This is a genomic window from Allobosea sp. P4_E12, from assembly GCF_056401655.1.
This window is the reverse complement of the sequence record NZ_JBFUIY010000005.1, coordinates 271,387-288,000: the sequence shown is the minus strand read 5'-3', so window position 1 is coordinate 288,000 and position 16,614 is coordinate 271,387. Positions and strand designations below refer to the sequence as shown.

13 protein-coding genes are annotated in these 16,614 nt (G+C 64.0%); 2 read left to right on the top strand and 11 right to left on the bottom strand.

Annotated features, from left to right (window positions below):
- Positions 1–22 precede the first annotated feature (22 nt).
- From AC1DW9_RS08640 to AC1DW9_RS08610, 7 genes are all read right to left on the bottom strand, one after another.
- Positions 23–703 carry a zinc metallopeptidase gene (locus tag AC1DW9_RS08640; RefSeq protein WP_441487892.1) on the bottom strand — a complete coding sequence of 227 codons (681 nt, stop codon included), beginning with the start codon at positions 701–703 and terminating at the stop codon, positions 23–25.
- 24 nt (positions 704–727) lie between these two features.
- Positions 728–1,573: an ABC transporter ATP-binding protein gene (locus AC1DW9_RS08635; RefSeq protein ID WP_069879081.1), complete on the bottom strand. Its 846-nt coding sequence runs from the start codon at positions 1,571–1,573 to the stop codon at positions 728–730.
- A gap of 150 nt (positions 1,574–1,723) precedes the next feature.
- A complete protein-coding gene (locus tag AC1DW9_RS08630; protein WP_441487891.1) occupies positions 1,724–3,055 on the bottom strand; it encodes an ABC transporter substrate-binding protein in 1,332 nt (443 codons plus the stop codon).
- A gap of 118 nt (positions 3,056–3,173) precedes the next feature.
- Positions 3,174–4,253, bottom strand: coding sequence for a branched-chain amino acid ABC transporter permease (locus AC1DW9_RS08625; RefSeq protein WP_441504324.1), 1,080 nt, complete (start codon positions 4,251–4,253; stop codon positions 3,174–3,176).
- 12 nt (positions 4,254–4,265) lie between these two features.
- A complete protein-coding gene (locus AC1DW9_RS08620; RefSeq protein WP_441488332.1) occupies positions 4,266–5,180 on the bottom strand; it encodes a branched-chain amino acid ABC transporter permease in 915 nt (304 codons plus the stop codon).
- A gap of 339 nt (positions 5,181–5,519) precedes the next feature.
- Positions 5,520–6,338, bottom strand: a complete 819-nt coding sequence (locus AC1DW9_RS08615; RefSeq protein WP_441487889.1) for an ABC transporter ATP-binding protein — start codon at positions 6,336–6,338, stop codon at positions 5,520–5,522.
- Positions 6,335–8,272 carry an AMP-dependent synthetase/ligase gene (locus AC1DW9_RS08610; RefSeq protein ID WP_476775379.1) on the bottom strand — a complete coding sequence of 646 codons (1,938 nt, stop codon included), beginning with the start codon at positions 8,270–8,272 and terminating at the stop codon, positions 6,335–6,337. Before AC1DW9_RS08610 ends, AC1DW9_RS08615 begins: the two co-directional genes overlap by 4 nt.
- A 381-nt stretch (positions 8,273–8,653) precedes the next feature.
- Between AC1DW9_RS08610 and AC1DW9_RS08605 the strand changes: the two genes are divergently transcribed.
- On the top strand, positions 8,654–9,394 hold the full coding sequence (locus AC1DW9_RS08605) for a bestrophin-like domain (RefSeq protein ID WP_441487888.1): 741 nt from the start codon (positions 8,654–8,656) through the stop codon (positions 9,392–9,394).
- A 26-nt stretch (positions 9,395–9,420) separates the two neighbouring features.
- Here AC1DW9_RS08605 and AC1DW9_RS08600 read toward each other — a convergent pair whose 3' ends face one another.
- Positions 9,421–10,095: a Crp/Fnr family transcriptional regulator gene (locus AC1DW9_RS08600; protein ID WP_441487887.1), complete on the bottom strand. Its 675-nt coding sequence runs from the start codon at positions 10,093–10,095 to the stop codon at positions 9,421–9,423.
- A 119-nt stretch (positions 10,096–10,214) separates the two neighbouring features.
- Positions 10,215–11,492 (bottom strand): MFS transporter, encoded by a 1,278-nt coding sequence (locus AC1DW9_RS08595; protein WP_476855071.1) that lies wholly within the window; start codon positions 11,490–11,492, stop codon positions 10,215–10,217.
- Positions 11,493–11,597: 105 nt separating this feature from the next.
- Here AC1DW9_RS08595 and AC1DW9_RS08590 point away from each other — a divergent pair, with 105 nt between their 5' ends.
- Positions 11,598–12,074: a winged helix-turn-helix transcriptional regulator gene (locus AC1DW9_RS08590; protein WP_441504319.1), complete on the top strand. Its 477-nt coding sequence runs from the start codon at positions 11,598–11,600 to the stop codon at positions 12,072–12,074.
- Positions 12,075–12,113: 39 nt separating this feature from the next.
- Here the strand turns inward: AC1DW9_RS08590 and AC1DW9_RS08585 are convergent, their stop codons facing one another.
- Together AC1DW9_RS08585 and AC1DW9_RS08580 are read right to left on the bottom strand one after the other, a co-directional pair.
- Positions 12,114–12,707, bottom strand: a complete 594-nt coding sequence (locus tag AC1DW9_RS08585) for a LysE family translocator (protein ID WP_476775353.1) — start codon at positions 12,705–12,707, stop codon at positions 12,114–12,116.
- A 126-nt stretch (positions 12,708–12,833) separates the two neighbouring features.
- The gene (locus tag AC1DW9_RS08580; protein ID WP_476855070.1) at positions 12,834–16,391 is read right to left on the bottom strand and encodes an indolepyruvate ferredoxin oxidoreductase family protein; all 3,558 of its coding nucleotides are present in this window, start codon (positions 16,389–16,391) and stop codon (positions 12,834–12,836) included.
- Between the last annotated feature and the right edge of the window lie 223 nt (positions 16,392–16,614).

Genomic DNA, 16,614 nt, shown 5'->3' with positions numbered 1-16,614 from the left:
TTTGTCCTTGCGGAGCTTTGGCTCAGCGGATGATGCGCAGGATGCGCAGGAAATTGAGGAGGCCGACGAGAGCGCCGGCCACATAGGTAAAGGCGGCCGCCCTCAGCACGCCGCGCGCTGCCGGTAGGTCGCGCCCGTCGAGATAGCCGTCTCTGGACAGGATCGGCAGCGCCTTGCCGAAGCTCGCGTCGAACTCCAGCGGCAGCGTCACGAGATGCACGACAAGACCGACGCCGAGCATTGCGATGGCGATGCCGGCCTGCATCAGTCCGATCGCAGGAACATGGGTGACGGCCATCACCAGAGGCGCAGTGAGCAGGATCGCCATCGCGACCTTGTCGAAGATGCCGAGGAAGCGCGCGAGCGCCGTACGCCAGGCAAAGAGCGAGCTGCCTTGCGCGTGCTGGATGGCATGCCCGACCTCATGCGCCGCCACTGCGACGGCGGTGATCGAGCGCCCATCGTGATTGTCAGGCGAGAGCCTGACCGCACGCGCATCGGGGTCATAGTGATCGCCCGCCGCGGAGGCCTCGACCGTGACGGCATCAAGCGAGAATCGATCAAGCAGGTGCCGGGCGAGTTCGCCTCCGGTTCCCGGCAGATCCGGCCGGGCGGCCGCATGCTTGCGCATCTGGCCGCGCACCCAGGCCTGCGGCCCGAAGATCAGCGCGATCAGCAGCACTGCGAGCACGAGATAGAGCATCCGACCGCTTCCGCCTTGTCCGGATCACGAAAGCCAGCGCTTGCGGCGCTTGTAGCTCTTGACGTCGCGGAACGATTTCTTGTCGCCCTCGGCCACGCCCAGATAGAACTCCTTCACGTCCTCGTTTTCGCGCAACATCTGCGCCTCGCCGTCCATGACGACACGGCCCGTCTCCATGATGTAGCCATAGGTTGCGTAGCGCAGCGCCATGTTGGTGTTCTGCTCGGCGACGAGGAAGGAAACGCCGTCCTCCGCATTGAGGCGACGGACGATCTCGAAGATCTCCTCGACGATCTGGGGCGCGAGCCCCATCGACGGCTCATCGAGCAGGATCATCTTGGGCTTCGACATCATGGCGCGGCCGACCGCGCACATCTGCTGCTCGCCACCCGAGGTATAGCCGGCCTGCGAGTTGCGCCGCTGCTTCAGGCGCGGGAACAGCTCATAGATCTTCTCGAGGTCGCGCTTGATCGCGGCATTGCCGTCGCGCCGGGTGAAGGCGCCGGTCAGCAGGTTCTCCTCGATCGAGAGATGGCCGAAGCAATGGCGGCCTTCCATGACCTGGATGCAGCCGCGCCGGACGAGTTCGTTCGGCGACATCCGATCGACCCGCTCGCCATCGAACACGATCGAGCCCTTGGTGACCTCGCCGCGCTCGGCCTTGAGCAGGTTCGAGATCGCCTTCAGCGTCGTCGTCTTGCCCGCGCCATTGGCGCCGAGGATTGCGACGATGCCCTTGCGCGGCACCTGCAGGGAGACGCCCTTGAGCACCAGGATGACGTGATCATAGATCACCTCGATATTGTTCAGCGACAGGATGGTGTCCGTCGCAGCGGCGGGGGCGGGCTTCTCGAGGGTGGCGGTCGACATTGCGTGCTCCTTCCCTCTCCTTGTGGGGAGAAGGTGATCCGGCACAGCCGGATCGGATGAGTGAAGGACGGACGAGGTCAGGCGCTGCCGCCCTCGTCCGTCTGCTTCGCAGGTGCCTCCTCCCCGGGAGGGGAGAAGGCTGCGCTCACATCAGGACGACTTCTCGCAGGACTCGGTCCGCTTCGGCCAGCCGGCGTTCTTCTCGGCATAGTCCTTGGCGGCGGCCTCGATCAGCGGACGCACCTCGTCCTTCAGCGGCTCGATCCAGTCCGAACCCTTGGTCCACTTGGTGCCGTCCCATTCGGCGACATACATCTTGCTATGGCCGGAATGGTCGCTGCAGGAGATCGTCGATGGGGTGCCGAAGCCCTCCATGCCGATTTCCTTCAGGCGGGCCTCGGTGATGTTGAGGCCCTCGAGACCACGGCGCATGTCCTCGGCATTGACCACCTTCTTGCCGGTGAGCTTCTGCGCGTTGCGGATCGCCTCGACCACGAGCATCGAATTGTAGACGCCGCGGTTATAGAGGTTCTCGCCGACCTTCTCCTTCGGCGCCAGGCTCTTACCCTTCTCCACGACATGCTTGATGATGTCCTGGATGACCGGGAAATTGGTGCCCGCCGCATTGAAGTTGAGCGACTTGTAGCCCTTTGCCTCGGCCCCGCCGGCCCGCGCATCATCGTCGCCGCCGGCCCACCAGACGCCGACCAGCTTGTTGATCGGGAAGCCGTTCTTGATGGCCTCCTTCACAGCCGTCGGGTTCATCGCGCCCCAGCCCTGGTTGTAGAGATAGTCCGGGCGGTCACGCCGGATCGAGAGCCAGAGCGAGCCCTGGTTTTGCATGTCGGCTGCAGCGACGGGGTACAGCTTGAGCTCGAAGCCGTATTTCTTGGCGAGGTTCTCAAGAACCGGGATCGGCTCCTTGCCGAAGGGCGCATCGAGATGGATCAGGCCGAGCTTCTTGCCCTTGAGCTTGTCCATGCCGCCGAACTCATTGGCCATGTGCTTGACCATGACCGAGGCGCCATCCCAGTAGGTGAAGGGCGGGATGAAAACCCAGGGGAAGGTCGAGCCTTCGGCCGAAGCAGACAGGCCATAGGCCATCGACAGGATCGGGATCTTATCGATATGGGCACGCGGGATCGCAGCCAGCGTCGCGCCGGTCGACCACGGGCTGTAGACGATCGTGTTCTTCGACTTCGCCTGCTCGTAGCACTCGATCGACTTCTTGGTGTCGTAGCCGGTCTCGCACTCCTCATAGATGACCTTGACGCCGTTCACGCCGCCGTCGCGCTCGTTGATCATCGCGATATAGTCGCGCATGCCGTCGCCGATCGGGATGCCGGAGCCCGAGAACGGTCCGGTGCGATAGGCATTGTTGGCGAAATAGACGCTGTCCTGCGCCGCCACCGGAGCGATCACCGCTCCCGCCGCGAGCAGCGCGCCGAGCGCCGCGCCCTTCATCAAACCAGTCTTCTTCATCTGTTCCCTCCGTGGTTGCATCGGGCGACCTTTTCGCGGCCTGCCCGTTGTCTCCTGCCCTCCGCTTGACGATGGCGGCGGGTCGTATTCTTGGGCCCTCCCGGCCGAGGCACGCGCCTCAATAGGGGAAGGGCCACGTCCGCAACTTCTGCTTCGTGATCTGCCAGAGCCGCGCCAGGCCATGCGGCTCGACGATCAGGAAGATGATGATCAGGGCGCCGACCAGCATGAAGGTGACATGCTCGGCCGCCGCGCCCGAGAGCGGCACGCCGAGCGCCGGCAGGCCGAATTTGAGGATGGTCGGCAGGCTCGCGATGAAAGCCGCGCCGAAGAAGGAGCCGATCAGCGAGCCCAGGCCCCCGATGATCACCATGAACAGAATGTTGAACGACAGGCGGATGTTGAAGACGTCCGCGGCTTCGCCGCCGCCATACCAGAGGAAGATCATCATCGCGCCGGCGACGCCGGCATAGAAGGACGACACTGCGAAGGCGAGCAGCTTGGCGTTCAGCAGCTTGATGCCCATCAGTTCGGCCGCGATATCCATGTCGCGCACCGCCATCCAGGAGCGGCCGAGTCTGCCGTGCACGAGGTTAGAGGCAAACCAGGTCAGGACGACGACAAGACCGAGGCAGACGAAGTAGCGCGTTTCCGCCGAGGCCGACGCACCCGTGACCGGGACGCCGAACAGGCTGCGCAGCGGCACCTCGATGGCCCCAGACGCATTGTAGTTGAACAGCCAGGGCACGCGCACGAAGGCCCATTGCAGGAAGAACTGCGCGGCAAGCGTCGCGACCGCGAGATAGAAGCCCTTGATGCGCAGTGAGGGCAGCCCGAACAGCACGCCGATCGCGGCCGAAAACAGGCCGGAGACCAGGATCAGGACGATGATGTTCACGCCTGGAAAGAGGGTCGTCAGCTTGTAGCAGGCATAGGCGCCCACACCCATGAAGGCAGCCGTGCCGAGCGAGATCAGCCCGGTATAGCCCGTGAGGATGTTGAGCCCGATCGCAGCCAGTGAGAAAACCAGGAACGGAATCATCACCGTCGCGATGAAGAAGTCGTTGCCGATCAACGGGATGCCGATGAAGGCGATGGCGAGGATGACCGCAATGCCGATCCGGTCCTGACGGAGCGGGAACACGGCCATGTCGGCGGCATAGGTGCTCTTGTATTGGCCGGCTTCGCGATAGAACACGGTTTCAGCCCTTCAAATTCGTTCGATGATCTTGTCGCCGAACAGGCCCTGCGGCCGGAACAGCAGGAAGCCGAGCGCGATGAAATAGGCGAGCCAGCTCTCGATGCCGCCGCCGATCAGCGGCCCCCAGTAGAACTCGCCGAGCTTCTCGCCGATGCCGATGATCAGCCCGCCGACAATGGCGCCCGGGATCGAGGTGAAGCCGCCGAGGATCAGCACCGGCAGCGCTTTCAGCGCCACGATCTCCAGCGCGAAGGACACGTCCGAACGCGCACCCCACATGATGCCGGTGATCAGTGCGACGATGCCGGCGGTGAACCAGACGATGACCCAGATCTGGTTCAGCGAGATGCCGACCGAGAGCGCCGCCTTGTGGCTGTCGGCGACCGCGCGCAGCGCCCGGCCGATGCGGGTGTATTGGAAGAACACGGCCAGCGCCGCGATCATGATCGAGGCGATGATCGCGGCCGCGATATCGATCTTCTGGAAGGAGACGAAGCCGCCGAGGATCTTCGCGTCGATCGCCCCCTTCGGCAGATAGAGTTCGCTCGTGATCATCTGCTTCGGGTTGCCGCCGAAGACGGCCTCGCCAAAACCGATCAGGAAATAGGTGATGCCGAACGTCGCCATGAACAGGATGATGTCGGGCTGGTTGACCAGCGGACGCAGCACCACCCGCTCGATGGTGAAGGCGAGCAGGAACATCACGCCGAGCGTCAGGATGACGGCCAGGAACGCCGGTACGCCCTTCTCATGCAGGCCGACCAGCGTCAGCGCCGCAAAGACGACCATGATGCCCTGGGCGAAATTGAAGACGCCCGATGCCTTGAAGATCAGCACGAAGCCGAGCGCGATCAGCGCATAGAGCACGCCCGAAACGAGCCCTTCCCAGATTGTCTGAACCAGCAGGTCCGGAGCCGAAACCATTTGCTGAAACGGGTCGATCAACACCTTGTGCAGCGTGCCGGAGGAATCGAGCTGTGCACCGACGATCGCGGCAAGGATGATGCCCACAAGAATAAGGCCGGTCTTGATCCAGCCATTGCTGAGCAGGTTGGGCGCAGGCCGCGCAGCGACTTCGCTCATGGCAGGATGTCCTTGGTTGGCGATCGCATCATGGCCGTCTCCAGATCGGGGTAAGGCCAAGAGGCCCCGCGCACAGGACGGCGACGCTCGGGGTCGCAAGTGGAAGCTTCGATGATCCCGACATCAGCCGGCATACCCTCGAACTCCGCAGATCGGATCCGTGCAGCATTGATGCCTCCCTCAATGCGCCACGCCGAGATAGGCATCGATCACCTTCTGATCCTGCTTGACCTCGTCGGGCGTGCCGTCTGCGATCTTGCGGCCGTATTCGAGCACCACGACACGGTCGGACAGGTCCATGACCACACCCATGTCGTGCTCGATCAGCGCGATCGTCGTGCCAAACTGGTTGTTCACGTCGAGGATGAAGCGACACATGTCCTCCTTCTCCTCGAGGTTCATGCCGGCCATCGGCTCGTCGAGCAGCAGGAGTTCCGGCTCCATCGCCAGCGCGCGGCCCAGCTCGACACGCTTCTGCAGCCCGTAGGGCAGCTTGCCGACCGGCAGCTTGCGGATGTGCTCGATCTGCAGGAAGTCGATGATGTCCTCGACCACCTTGCGGTGCTCGATCTCCTCGGCCATCGCCGGCCCCTGTCGCAAGGCCTGCCAGAAGAAGCCGCGCCGCATCTTCAGCGTGCGCCCGGTCATGATGTTGTCGAGCGTCGACATGCCCTTGAACAGCGCGACGTTCTGGAAGGTCCGCGCGATGCCGGCCGCAGCCGCCTGATGCGGCTTCATCCTGGTGCGCCGCACGCCCTTGTAGGTGATCTGGCCTTCCTGCGGATGATAGAAACCATTGATGCAATTCAGCATCGAGGTCTTGCCGGCCCCGTTGGGGCCGATGATGGCGCGCACCTCGCCCTTGCGGATGTCGAAGGAGACGCCAGAGATCGCCTTCACGCCGCCGAAGCGCAGCGAGACATTCTCGACCGAGAGCAGGATCTCGCCCTTCTTGGCGGGGATCGGCGTGCCGGTGACGTTCATGGGTTCCGCATTCATGCTGCCCTCGCCGCGCCAGGTCGCTCGGGCGCCGTTGCCGGGTAGGTCTTGGCGTCACGCACCTTGACCCGTGCGGAAATCACGCCCTTGCGGCCATCCTCGAAGGTGACTTCGGTAGAAATGTCGGCCTCACTCGAGCCGTCATAGAGCGCGTTCACTAGGGGCGCGTAGCGTTCGGCGATGAAGCCGCGCCGGACCTTCTGAGTCCGCGTCAGCTCGCCATCGTCGGCGTCGAGTTCCTTGTGCAGGATCAGGAAGCGCTTGACCTGGGCTCCGCCCATCGCCGGCTCGGACGCCAGCGACTTGTTCACCTCGTCGATATGTTTGGCGATCATGCCGTAGACGAGATCGTGGCCGGCCAGTTCCTGATAGGAGGCATAGACGACGTTGTTGCGCTCGGCCCAGTTGCCGACGGCCGTCAGGTCGATATTGAGCGCAACCGTCGCGTAGTCGCGGCCTTGGCCGAAAGCGACCGCCTCCTTGATGTTCGGATAGAACTTGAGCTTGTTCTCGATGTATTTCGGCGGGAACAGCTCGCCGGAATTGAGCTTCCCGACATCCTTGGCCCGGTCGATGATTTTGAGATGGCCGGTCTCGTCGAAGAAACCGGCATCGCCGGAACGGACATAACCATCCGCGGTCATCGTCTCTGCCGTCTTCTCCGGATCCTTGTAATAGCCGCCGAAGATGGAGGGCGACCGGTAGAGGACCTCGCCATTCTCATCGAGTTTGATCTCGACCAGCGGCGCCGGGCGGCCGACGGTGTCGGCCCGGATTTCGCCATTGGGCTGCATGGTGATGTAGACCCCGGCCTCGGTCTGGCCGTAGAGCTGCTTCAGGTTGACGCCGATCGACCGGTAGAAGCGGAAGATCTCGGGGCCGATCGCCTCGCCGGCGGTGTAGCCGACCTTGATGCTGGTCAGGCCGAAACGATTGCGCAGCGGAGCGTAGATCAACGCCTCGCCGAGCTTGTAGAGCAGCCGCGCTCCGAGCGGGACCGGTTCGCCGTTCAGGATCTTCTCACCATGCTTCTTCGCCACGCCGAGGAAGAAATGGAACATCTTGCGCATCAACGGCCCGGCATCCTCCATGCGCACCATGGTGATGGTCAGCATGTTCTCGAAGACCCGCGGCGGCGCGAAAGCGTAGGTCGTGCCGACCTCGCGGCGATCATCGATCACCGTCTCCGGCCCTTCCGGGCAGTTGACGCAGAAGCCGGCGACGATCGCCTGCGCATAGGAGAAGACGTGGTCGCCGACCCAGGCGATCGGCAGATAGGCGATGACCTCGTCTTCCTCGTTCAGCCCGTCGAACTGGCAGCCGATCTCGGCCGCCGTGATGACGTTGTAATGGCTGAGCATCACGCCCTTGGGGCGGCCGGTGGTRCCCGASGTGTAGAGGATGACAGCGAGGTCCGAGCCGGTCCCGGCCTCCATCTCGCGGTCGAGCCCGGCCGACGCTGCTGAATTCGCCTTCAGGGCCTTGGCCCCGGCCTCGATCACGCGACCAATGTCGTGCAGCTTGGCATGGTCGTAATCACGCAGGCCACGCGACTCGTCGTAGAGCATGTTCCTCAGGCGCGGCAGGCGGTCGGCGATCGAGAGCACCTTGTCGACCTGCTCCTGATCCTGGACGCAGGCGAAGACCGCCTCGGCATGGTCGAGCACATAGGCCATCTCGTCAGCGACGGAATCGGCATAGACTGGCACCGGAATGGCGCCGAGCCACTGCGCCGCGCACATCGACCAGTAGAGGCGTGGCCGGTTGTAGCCGATGATCGCGACCTTCTCGCCGCGCTTGAGACCGAGTTCCTGCAATCCCTTGGCATAGGCACGAACCTGCTCGGCCATCTCGGCCCAGTTCCAGGATTGCCAGATGCCGAGATCCTTGTGCCGGTATGCCGTGCGGCTGCCGCGCTCACGCGCATTGCGCATCAGCAATTTCGGAAAGGTATCCGCCTGGCCGGCGGTTGCGCTTGCCACGGTTGCGTTCTCCCTGTCCGGCCGCCGTACATTGCAGCAGCCTTCTTTCCGGGCCGGTTCCGACCTCTTTGTTCATGCAAGCCTTGCAGGCCCGACACATCTTCGCAAGGAGGCACTTGACAGACAACTTGTTAATTGGTCGCTATTGTCCCGCCGAAGTGTGCGAGAGCGTGAATCCTTGCCGTTCTGGAGACTTCGGCAAGCCTGAATTCGGGACCTGCCAGATCCAGCCGGCCACTCCTATTCCTAGGAGTTGCGCGAATTGACTGAGCTGTCTTCTTCGATGTTCTGAAAAACGACACCGCAAGGCAGCCACCAACCAGGCGCCGCTCCATGGATCCTTACGTCATCGGCTGCATAGCCTTTCTGTGCGTGTTCGGCGCGGCCTTGATCGGGATGTTTTTGCGCGCACGCCTGCCGGAACATCACCTGAGTCCGGAGTCCCGGGACGCCATCAAGCTTGCGACGGCAGTCGTTGGAACGCTCTCGGCGCTCGCGCTTGGCCTCTTGATCGCCTCAGCGAAACGATCATTCGACGAGGCAGGGACGGGCTTGAGAACAACGGCGGCGCGCGTACTCCTGCTCGACCGCGTCATGGCGCAGTACGGCCAGGAGACGAGGGAAACGCGGGAAACGCTCCACAAGCTTCTCGAGATCAGGTTGAGCGATGCCGGCAGCGAACGGTCGCTCGACGACGGTCTGGATATCGAAACGGTCCAGGGGGCGCTACGAAACCTGTCGCCACAAACTGACTCCCAGCGCTGGCTCCAGGCGCGCGCCCTTCAACTCAGCGGACAGATTGCGGAGGCGCGATGGATGCGCGCCGAAACGGAAGTGGGAGGATTTCCCGGCGCATTCCTGGCCATCCTCGTGTTCTGGCTCGCCTTGCTCTTCGCCTCGTTCGGTCTGTTGGCCCCGGGCAATGGAACGGTTATGGCGACTTTGTTCGTCTGCGCCTTGTCGGTGACCGGAGCGCTGGTGCTGATCATCGACATGGACCATCCCTATCTCGGCTTCATCCGGATCTCGGACGCTCCCTTGAAACAGGCATTCGAACGCCTCGGCCGAGAGTGATCAGGCATGCTGGATGGTTTGTGCTCCTAACCATCGTAACGCGCGAGCCGATCCAGATCGAGCACGGTCACCGCGCCGTGGCCGACCTCGAGCAGACCGAGGTCTGCAAGCTTAGCAAGCCCCTGATTGGCCATCTGCCGCGACATGCCGGCGAGCAGGCCGAGCTCTTCCTGCGAAATCGCGAGTGTCAGGCTCTGGCCGGGATACAGGATCGGGTTGAACAGCCAGGCAAGATTGCGGGCGAGACGGGCGGTCGAGTCCAGCATCCGCTCGGTCTCCGCCAGTGCGATGAACTGGCCGAGCCGCTCGTTGAACTGATGGACGAGGAAGCGATTGAACGCCGCACTGTGTTCGAACAGCCAGAGGAAGGTCGAGCGCCGCATCAGCGCGAGCTGGGTGTCGCGTAGCGCCACCAGATCATAACGACGCAGCTCAGCCTTGATCACCGTGCCTTCCCCGAACCAGGCCCCGGCACGCAGGCCGGCCAGCGTCGCGGATTTGCCCTCCTTCGAGGTGGTGCTCATCTTCACCAGCCCCTCGGCGACACCGGTCCAGGATTCGAGCCGGTCGCCGACATGACAGATGTAGTTGCCCTTCCCGTAGGATTTCAGGCTGATTCCGCGTCGCGCTTCCTCAAATTCTTCCGGCTTCAGGTCGCGCGACCAGGCAGCGATGCGGCGCAGGTCTTCGGGAGAGATCAAGGCATGTTCACCGCGCGTTAGAGCGGGCATGGGCCCGCAATGCCGAACCATTATGCGGCGTCATGGACGGCCAACTCAAGCCCGGCGCACCAAGCGGGGTTTGGTACGGGCTCTTCGGTTCATTCGGCCCGGATCTCTGCGGGCTCGTGCCGCCGGGTCGCCGCCCAGAACAGCAGCGCCAACAGGCTGATCGAGGCTCCCAGCACGCAGACGCCAGTCCAGCCTGCGCGGGCATGGACCATGGTTGAGGCGATCGAGCCCAGCGCGCTGCCCAGCGAATAGAAGACCATATAGCCGCCGACGAGCCGGCTTCGGGCATCGGGCCGCACCGCGAAGATCATGGTCTGGTTGGTGATATGCACGGCCTGGATCGCGAGATCGAGCAGGACAACGCCGATGATCAGGTTCCAGAGCGATGCGCTCATCGAGGCGATCGGGACCCAGGACAGCACCAGCAGGCCCAGCGAAAGACCGGTGACGCGCTGACCGAATCCTCGGTCCGCGAGGGATCCGGCACGGGCGGCAGCAAGTGCCCCCGCCAGCCCGACGAGACCGAACATCCCGATCTCGGTATGGGACAGGGAGAAAGGCGCGGTGGTGAGCGGCAGGACCAGCGACGTCCAGAACACGCTGAAACTGGCGAAGATCAACAAGGCGAGCACGGCTCGTACCCGCAGAACCGGCTCCTTGACGAACAGGTCGACGACGGACGCGAGCAGCTCCGGATAGGAGATCCTCGTCGCGGCGCGCTCATGCTTCGGCAGCACCCGGAACAACAGGAAGGCCATCAGCACGGAGAGCACGGCCGACGCCAGATAGACCAGGCGCCAGCCCCCGATATCGGCGAGCACTCCCGAAACGAACCGCGCCAGGAGAATGCCGATCACGATCCCGCTCGTGATCCTGCCCACGGTCCGCCCGCGCTCCTCGTCTGCCGCCATGCTGGCCGCAAAGGCAACGAGCACCTGCACGACGACTGCGAGCAGGCCAACTGCCACCATCCCCGCCAGCAGGACGGCTGCGCTCGGGGCCAAGCCGACGACAAGCAGTGCCAGGCCTGAGAGCAGCGCTTGCGTGCCGATCAACCGCCGACGATCGAGCAGATCGCCAAGCGGCACGATGAAGACCAGCCCGAGCGCGTAGCCAATTTGCGTCACCGTCACCACGCCGCCGATCGCGGCCGGACTGATCGCGAGATCGCGCGCCATCACATCGAGCAGCGGCTGGGCATAATAAATATTTGCCACGCTGAGGCCGCAGGCGACGGCGAAGAGCAGCGTTACCGCGTGGGAGAGGCCCTGGCGCGCGCTGGCTCCGTCTTCCTGTCCCGGGGCATTGYGGCCGCTGGGAGGCTCGACCCGGGATATGGCGGGGGTGGCTGAATTCAGAGGCTTCATTAGGTTATCCCATGCAACATGGTTCTATAATAGAACCATGTTGCATGTAGCTGAATCCAGTCCTATTTTGGAACCGGACATCACGGGGAAGTGAGACGGAAACCGATGGTCAAACGCACCAGCCTCAGGGATGCGGATTGCCCCGTCGCCCGCGCCCTGGACGCAATCGGCGACTGGTGGTCTCTCCTGATCATTCGCGATGCGTTCAGCGACGTGCGGCGCTTCGGTGAATTCCAAAAGAGCCTCGGCGTCGCCAAGGGCATCCTCGCCGCACGGCTGCGCAATCTTGTCGAACTCGGCATTCTTGAGATCGCGCCCGCTTCGGATGGCAGCGCTTATCAGGAATATGTGCTGACGCAGAAGGGCCGCGGCCTGTTCGTCGTCGTTGCTGGATTGCGGCAATGGGGGGAGGACCAGTGCTACGAGCCGGGCGAGCCCCATTCCGCACTCATCGACAACGAAACCGGGCAGCCCGTCGGGCGCCTCGAACTGCATTCCGCCGACGGGCGGGTCCTTGGCCCGCTCAACACGACCGTGCGCTTGGCCGCACCACCGTCCACACGGCCCCATGGCGGGGCCTGAACCTGCAGTCGACCGGCCGCATTTGCCTATGGGCGAGCCTCAACGCACCAGCGCAAATGCGACCGACGCAATCAGCAGGACCGCGAAGACGATATTGATGGCCCGATTCAGCCGCGGCCGACGAAAACAGCGGGTCAGCGCCGCTCCCGTGGCGAGCCAGAGCAGATTGACCGCGGCGATGATCGCCATCAGCACCGCCGCCTTCGCCAGCGCATCGGCGGCAACCCGCTCGCGCAACAGGACAAAACCGGAGAACAGCGCCGCCATCGCCGCATAGCCCTTCGGGTTGACGAGCGACAGCAGGGCACCTGCTGCGAAGGACGGTCGCTCGCCGCGTTCGCTCGCCTCGCTCAGGGGCGGCGCAGTGGCGATGCGATAGGCCAGATAGAGAAAATACCCGGCCGCAGCGACCGTCACCACTGGCGCTACGCCAGGCAGCGCCATCAGCATCCCGACCATGCCGCTGGCGGTGATCGCGATGACCGCGGCCATACCGCTGGTGATGCCGGCAGCATAGACGAGCCCCTCGCGGGCCCCGAAGGCAGCACCGGTTGCAGCCAGGCTCAATGTGGCAGGTCCGGGACTGCCCGCGAGTGCGAGCCCGGCAAGGACGAAACCGAACAACCCCTCCATGCTGCGCCTCCACTGGTGGATGAGCAGCATGTTGTCAGGCCCGGGCGGCTGAATGTCTTGAACGATCGTGCGGACCAAACCGGACGGCGGAGGTCATCCCCCTGGGACGACCCCGGTCAGGTCCGTCTACTCGGCCGCTCTCGGCATGGCCAATGCCGCAGCCGAGCCGTCACGCAGCCGGGCCAGGAGATCGGTCTCCTCGGCCTTGGCCTGCTTGAGGTGGCGTTCCTTGACATGGCCAAAACCACGGATCTTCTCCGGAATTGCCGTCAGTGCCACGCAGAGCGCATGGTTCTCCGGTGTCAGCCGGTTCACCAGCTCGCCGATCAGCGCGTCGTATTCAGCGATCAGCCGGCGCTCCGTTCTGCGCTCCTCGGTACGGCCGAAGATGTCGAAGGCCGTGCCGCGCAGGCCCTTCAGTTTCGCCAGCAGGCCGAAGGCCTTCATCATCCAGGGGCCGAAGCTCATCTTCCGCGGCAGGCCGGTATGGGGATCGACCTTGGCGAGCAGAGGCGGCGCGAGATGAAACTCGTAGCGCAGCCTCTCACCCGAAGCGCTGTCCTTCTCGAAGGTGGCGGCCACCTGCTTCTGGAACGAGCCATCGGCATAGAGCCGCGCGACCTCATACTCGTCCTTGTAGGCCATCAGCTTGAAGAGATAGCGCGCCACGCTTTCGGCAAGCGCGCTCTGCCCCGGCATGACCTGCACTTCCTTGACCTGGATGCGCGCGACAAGATGGCGATAGCGCGCCGCATAGGCCGCATTCTGGTAGGCAGTGAGATAATCGACGCGACGCGCGATGATCTCTTCCAGCGTCTCGGAGAGATGCCGCGCCCGTGTCGGCGCCTTGGCCTCCGCAAGGGCAGAGATCAGAGCGTCCGGATCATGCGCCGCACGCCGGCCGAGCTCGAAGGCCTGCTTGTTCGTGGCGATCGCTTCGCCGTTGAGCTCGATCGCTCGGAGCAGCGAGGCGCGCGACAGCGGCACGCCGCCGAACTGCCACGCATAACCGAGCATGAACATGTTCGCGGCAATGGCGTTGCCGAGGAAAGCGTTCGCAGCCGCCGTCGCATCGACGAGATGCGTCCGCTCACGCCCTGATGCCGAGATGATCGCCCGTTTCAGCCGCTCGATCGGCAGCGAGAAATCGGCATTGCGGGTGAAATCCCCCGGCATGCTCTCGGCCGTATTGACCACGACGATCGCGCCGTCCGGTCGTATCGCGCCAAGGACCTTCTTCGAGCCAGTGACGGTGAGATCGCAACCGAGCACCAGATCCGCCTGACCGGCGGCGACGCGAATGGCGTGAATGTCTTCGGGCCGCGGCGCGAGCTTGACATGGCTGAAGACCGCCCCGCCCTTCTGGGCAAGACCGGCCATGTCGATCATGCCGCAGCCCTTGCCCTCGAGATGCGCCGCCATGCCGAGAATGGCGCCGATCGTCACCACGCCGGTGCCGCCGACACCGGTGACAACGACCGCGAAACTGCGATCGAGGGCCGGAACCTGCGGCTCTGGAAGCTCGCCTGCGCTGAGCGCGCCGGCATCGAGCCGGCGCGGCGCCGCCTTCTTCGGCCGGGCGCCATGCACGGTAACGAAGGAGGGGCAGAAGCCCTTCACGCAGGAAAAGTCCTTGTTGCAGTTCGACTGGTCGATCTGGCGCTTGCGGCCGAACTCGGTCTCCAGCGGCTGCACCGAGACGCAGTTCGACTGCACGCCGCAATCGCCGCAGCCTTCGCAGACGAGTTCGTTGACGATCACCCGCTTGTCGGGATCGGGATAGGCGCCACGCTTGCGCCGGCGGCGCTTCTCGGTGGCGCAGGTCTGGTCGTAGAGCAGCAACGACACGCCCGGAACCTGCGCAAGCTCGCGCTGCACGGCATCGAGGTCATCGCGATGATGGATCGTCGTGCCGGCGGGCCATTGCGTGCCCGGCGGGTATTTGTCCGGTTCGTCGCTGACCACCGCGACGCGATGCACGCCTTCCGCTGCGATCTGGCGGGCCATCTGGTCGGGCGTCAGATGCCCTTCCGCCTGCTGGCCGCCGGTCATGGCGACCGCATCGTTRTAGAGCAGCTTGTAGGTGAYGTTGACGCCAGCAGCGACCGCCCAGCGGATCGCGAGCGAGCCGGAATGAGTATAGGTGCCGTCGCCGAGATTCTGGAAAACGTGCTGGCGCGTCGAGAACGGCGCTTCGCCGATCCAGTTCGCGCCTTCTCCGCCCATCTGGGTGAAGCCTGCAGTGCTCCGGTCCATCCACTGCACCATGTAATGGCAGCCGATGCCCGCATAGGCGCGCGAGCCTTCGGGCACCACGGTGGAACTGTTATGCGGGCAGCCCGAGCAGTAATAGGGCGTGCGCTTGGCGATATCCTGCGCCTCGGCGAGGCGCCCCTGCGCCTGGGCGATCTCCTCGAGCCGGCCCCGTAGCACAGGGTCGTCCTTGTATTGCAGCAGCCGCGCGCCAAGCGCGATCGCGACGTCGTTGGGATCGAGCGCGCCATGGACCGGAAAGAGCCATTCGCCCTTCTCGTCCTTCTTGCCGATCACCATCGGCTGGTGCTTGGAGCCATAGAGCTCCTCGCGGACCTGCACCTCGATCAGCGAGCGCTTTTCCTCGACCACCATGACGAGATCGAGCTTTGAGGCAAAATCCTTCAACTCGCTCGGATCGATCGGCCAGGGACAGGCGACCTTGAACAGCCGGATGCCGAGGTCATTGGCGCGAACCTCATCGATGCCGAGGTCTTCCATCGCCTGGCGGACATCGAGATAGGATTTTCCGACGGTGATGATGCCGATGCGCGGCTTCTTCCCCCCGGATGTGATGGTCTGGTTGAGCTTGTTGGCACGCAGATAGGCAAGCATCGCGGCGCGCTTGTGGATATGCAGCCGCTTCTCCTGATCGACGAAATCCAGCTCGCGGCGGATGCTCAACCCGCCCGGCGGCATGACGAAATCGTCCGGCGTCACGATCTTGACCCGGTCGACCGAGCCATCGACGGAGGCCGTCGACTCGATATTGTCCTTCACGCATTTGATGCCGACCCAGACCGAGGCAAAGCGCGAGAGCGCGATGCCGTGCAGGGAATAATCCATGATCTCCTGAACACCGGCCGGGTTCAGGATCGGCATCATCCGGTCGACGAAGACGAACTCGGTCTGATGCGCATTGGTGGACGATTCAGCGGTGTGGTCGTCGCCCATCAGGCAGATGACGCCGCCATGGGGCGAGGTGCCGGCCATGTTGCCATGGCGGAAGACGTCGCCGCTGCGGTCTACGCCCGGGCCCTTGCCGTACCAGAGCGCGAAGACGCCGTCATGCTTGCCTTCGCCCTGCAGCTCGGCCTGCTGCGTGCCCCAGACCGCGGTCGCGGCCAGATCCTCGTTCAGCCCCGGCTGGAAGACGATATCGGAGGCCTTGAGCTGTTTGCCGGCCCGTAGCAATTGCTGGTCGAGCCCTCCCAGCGGCGAGCCGCGATAGCCCGAAACGAAGCCCGCCGTGTTCAGGCCGGCGCGGCGGTCGCGCTCGCGCTGGACCATCAGCATGCGGGCGATCGCCTGCGTTCCGGTCAGGAATATCTGCTGTTTCGAAAGGTCGTATTTGTCGTCCAGCGCGACCTCGCGCAACAGGCCGGCCTCGGCCAAGTCTGCGGTGCCGGATTTCTGTTCCATCTCGGCCATGTCCGACCTCCCCGATCGTCCCGTTACGGCAGAATGGGGCCAGTTGGTCCGGCCTCCAACTTGATATTATGTCAGTAATGCTGACATATCGCCTCGTTACGGTCAATCACCCTGGGATCGTTCCAGAATGCGCCGCGATTTGGCCCCCTTTGCGAGTGATGGGTGGGCTTGAACCGGCCTTGGCATCGGCCGCCGTTTACGGTTGGTTAACCATGTCGGGCCA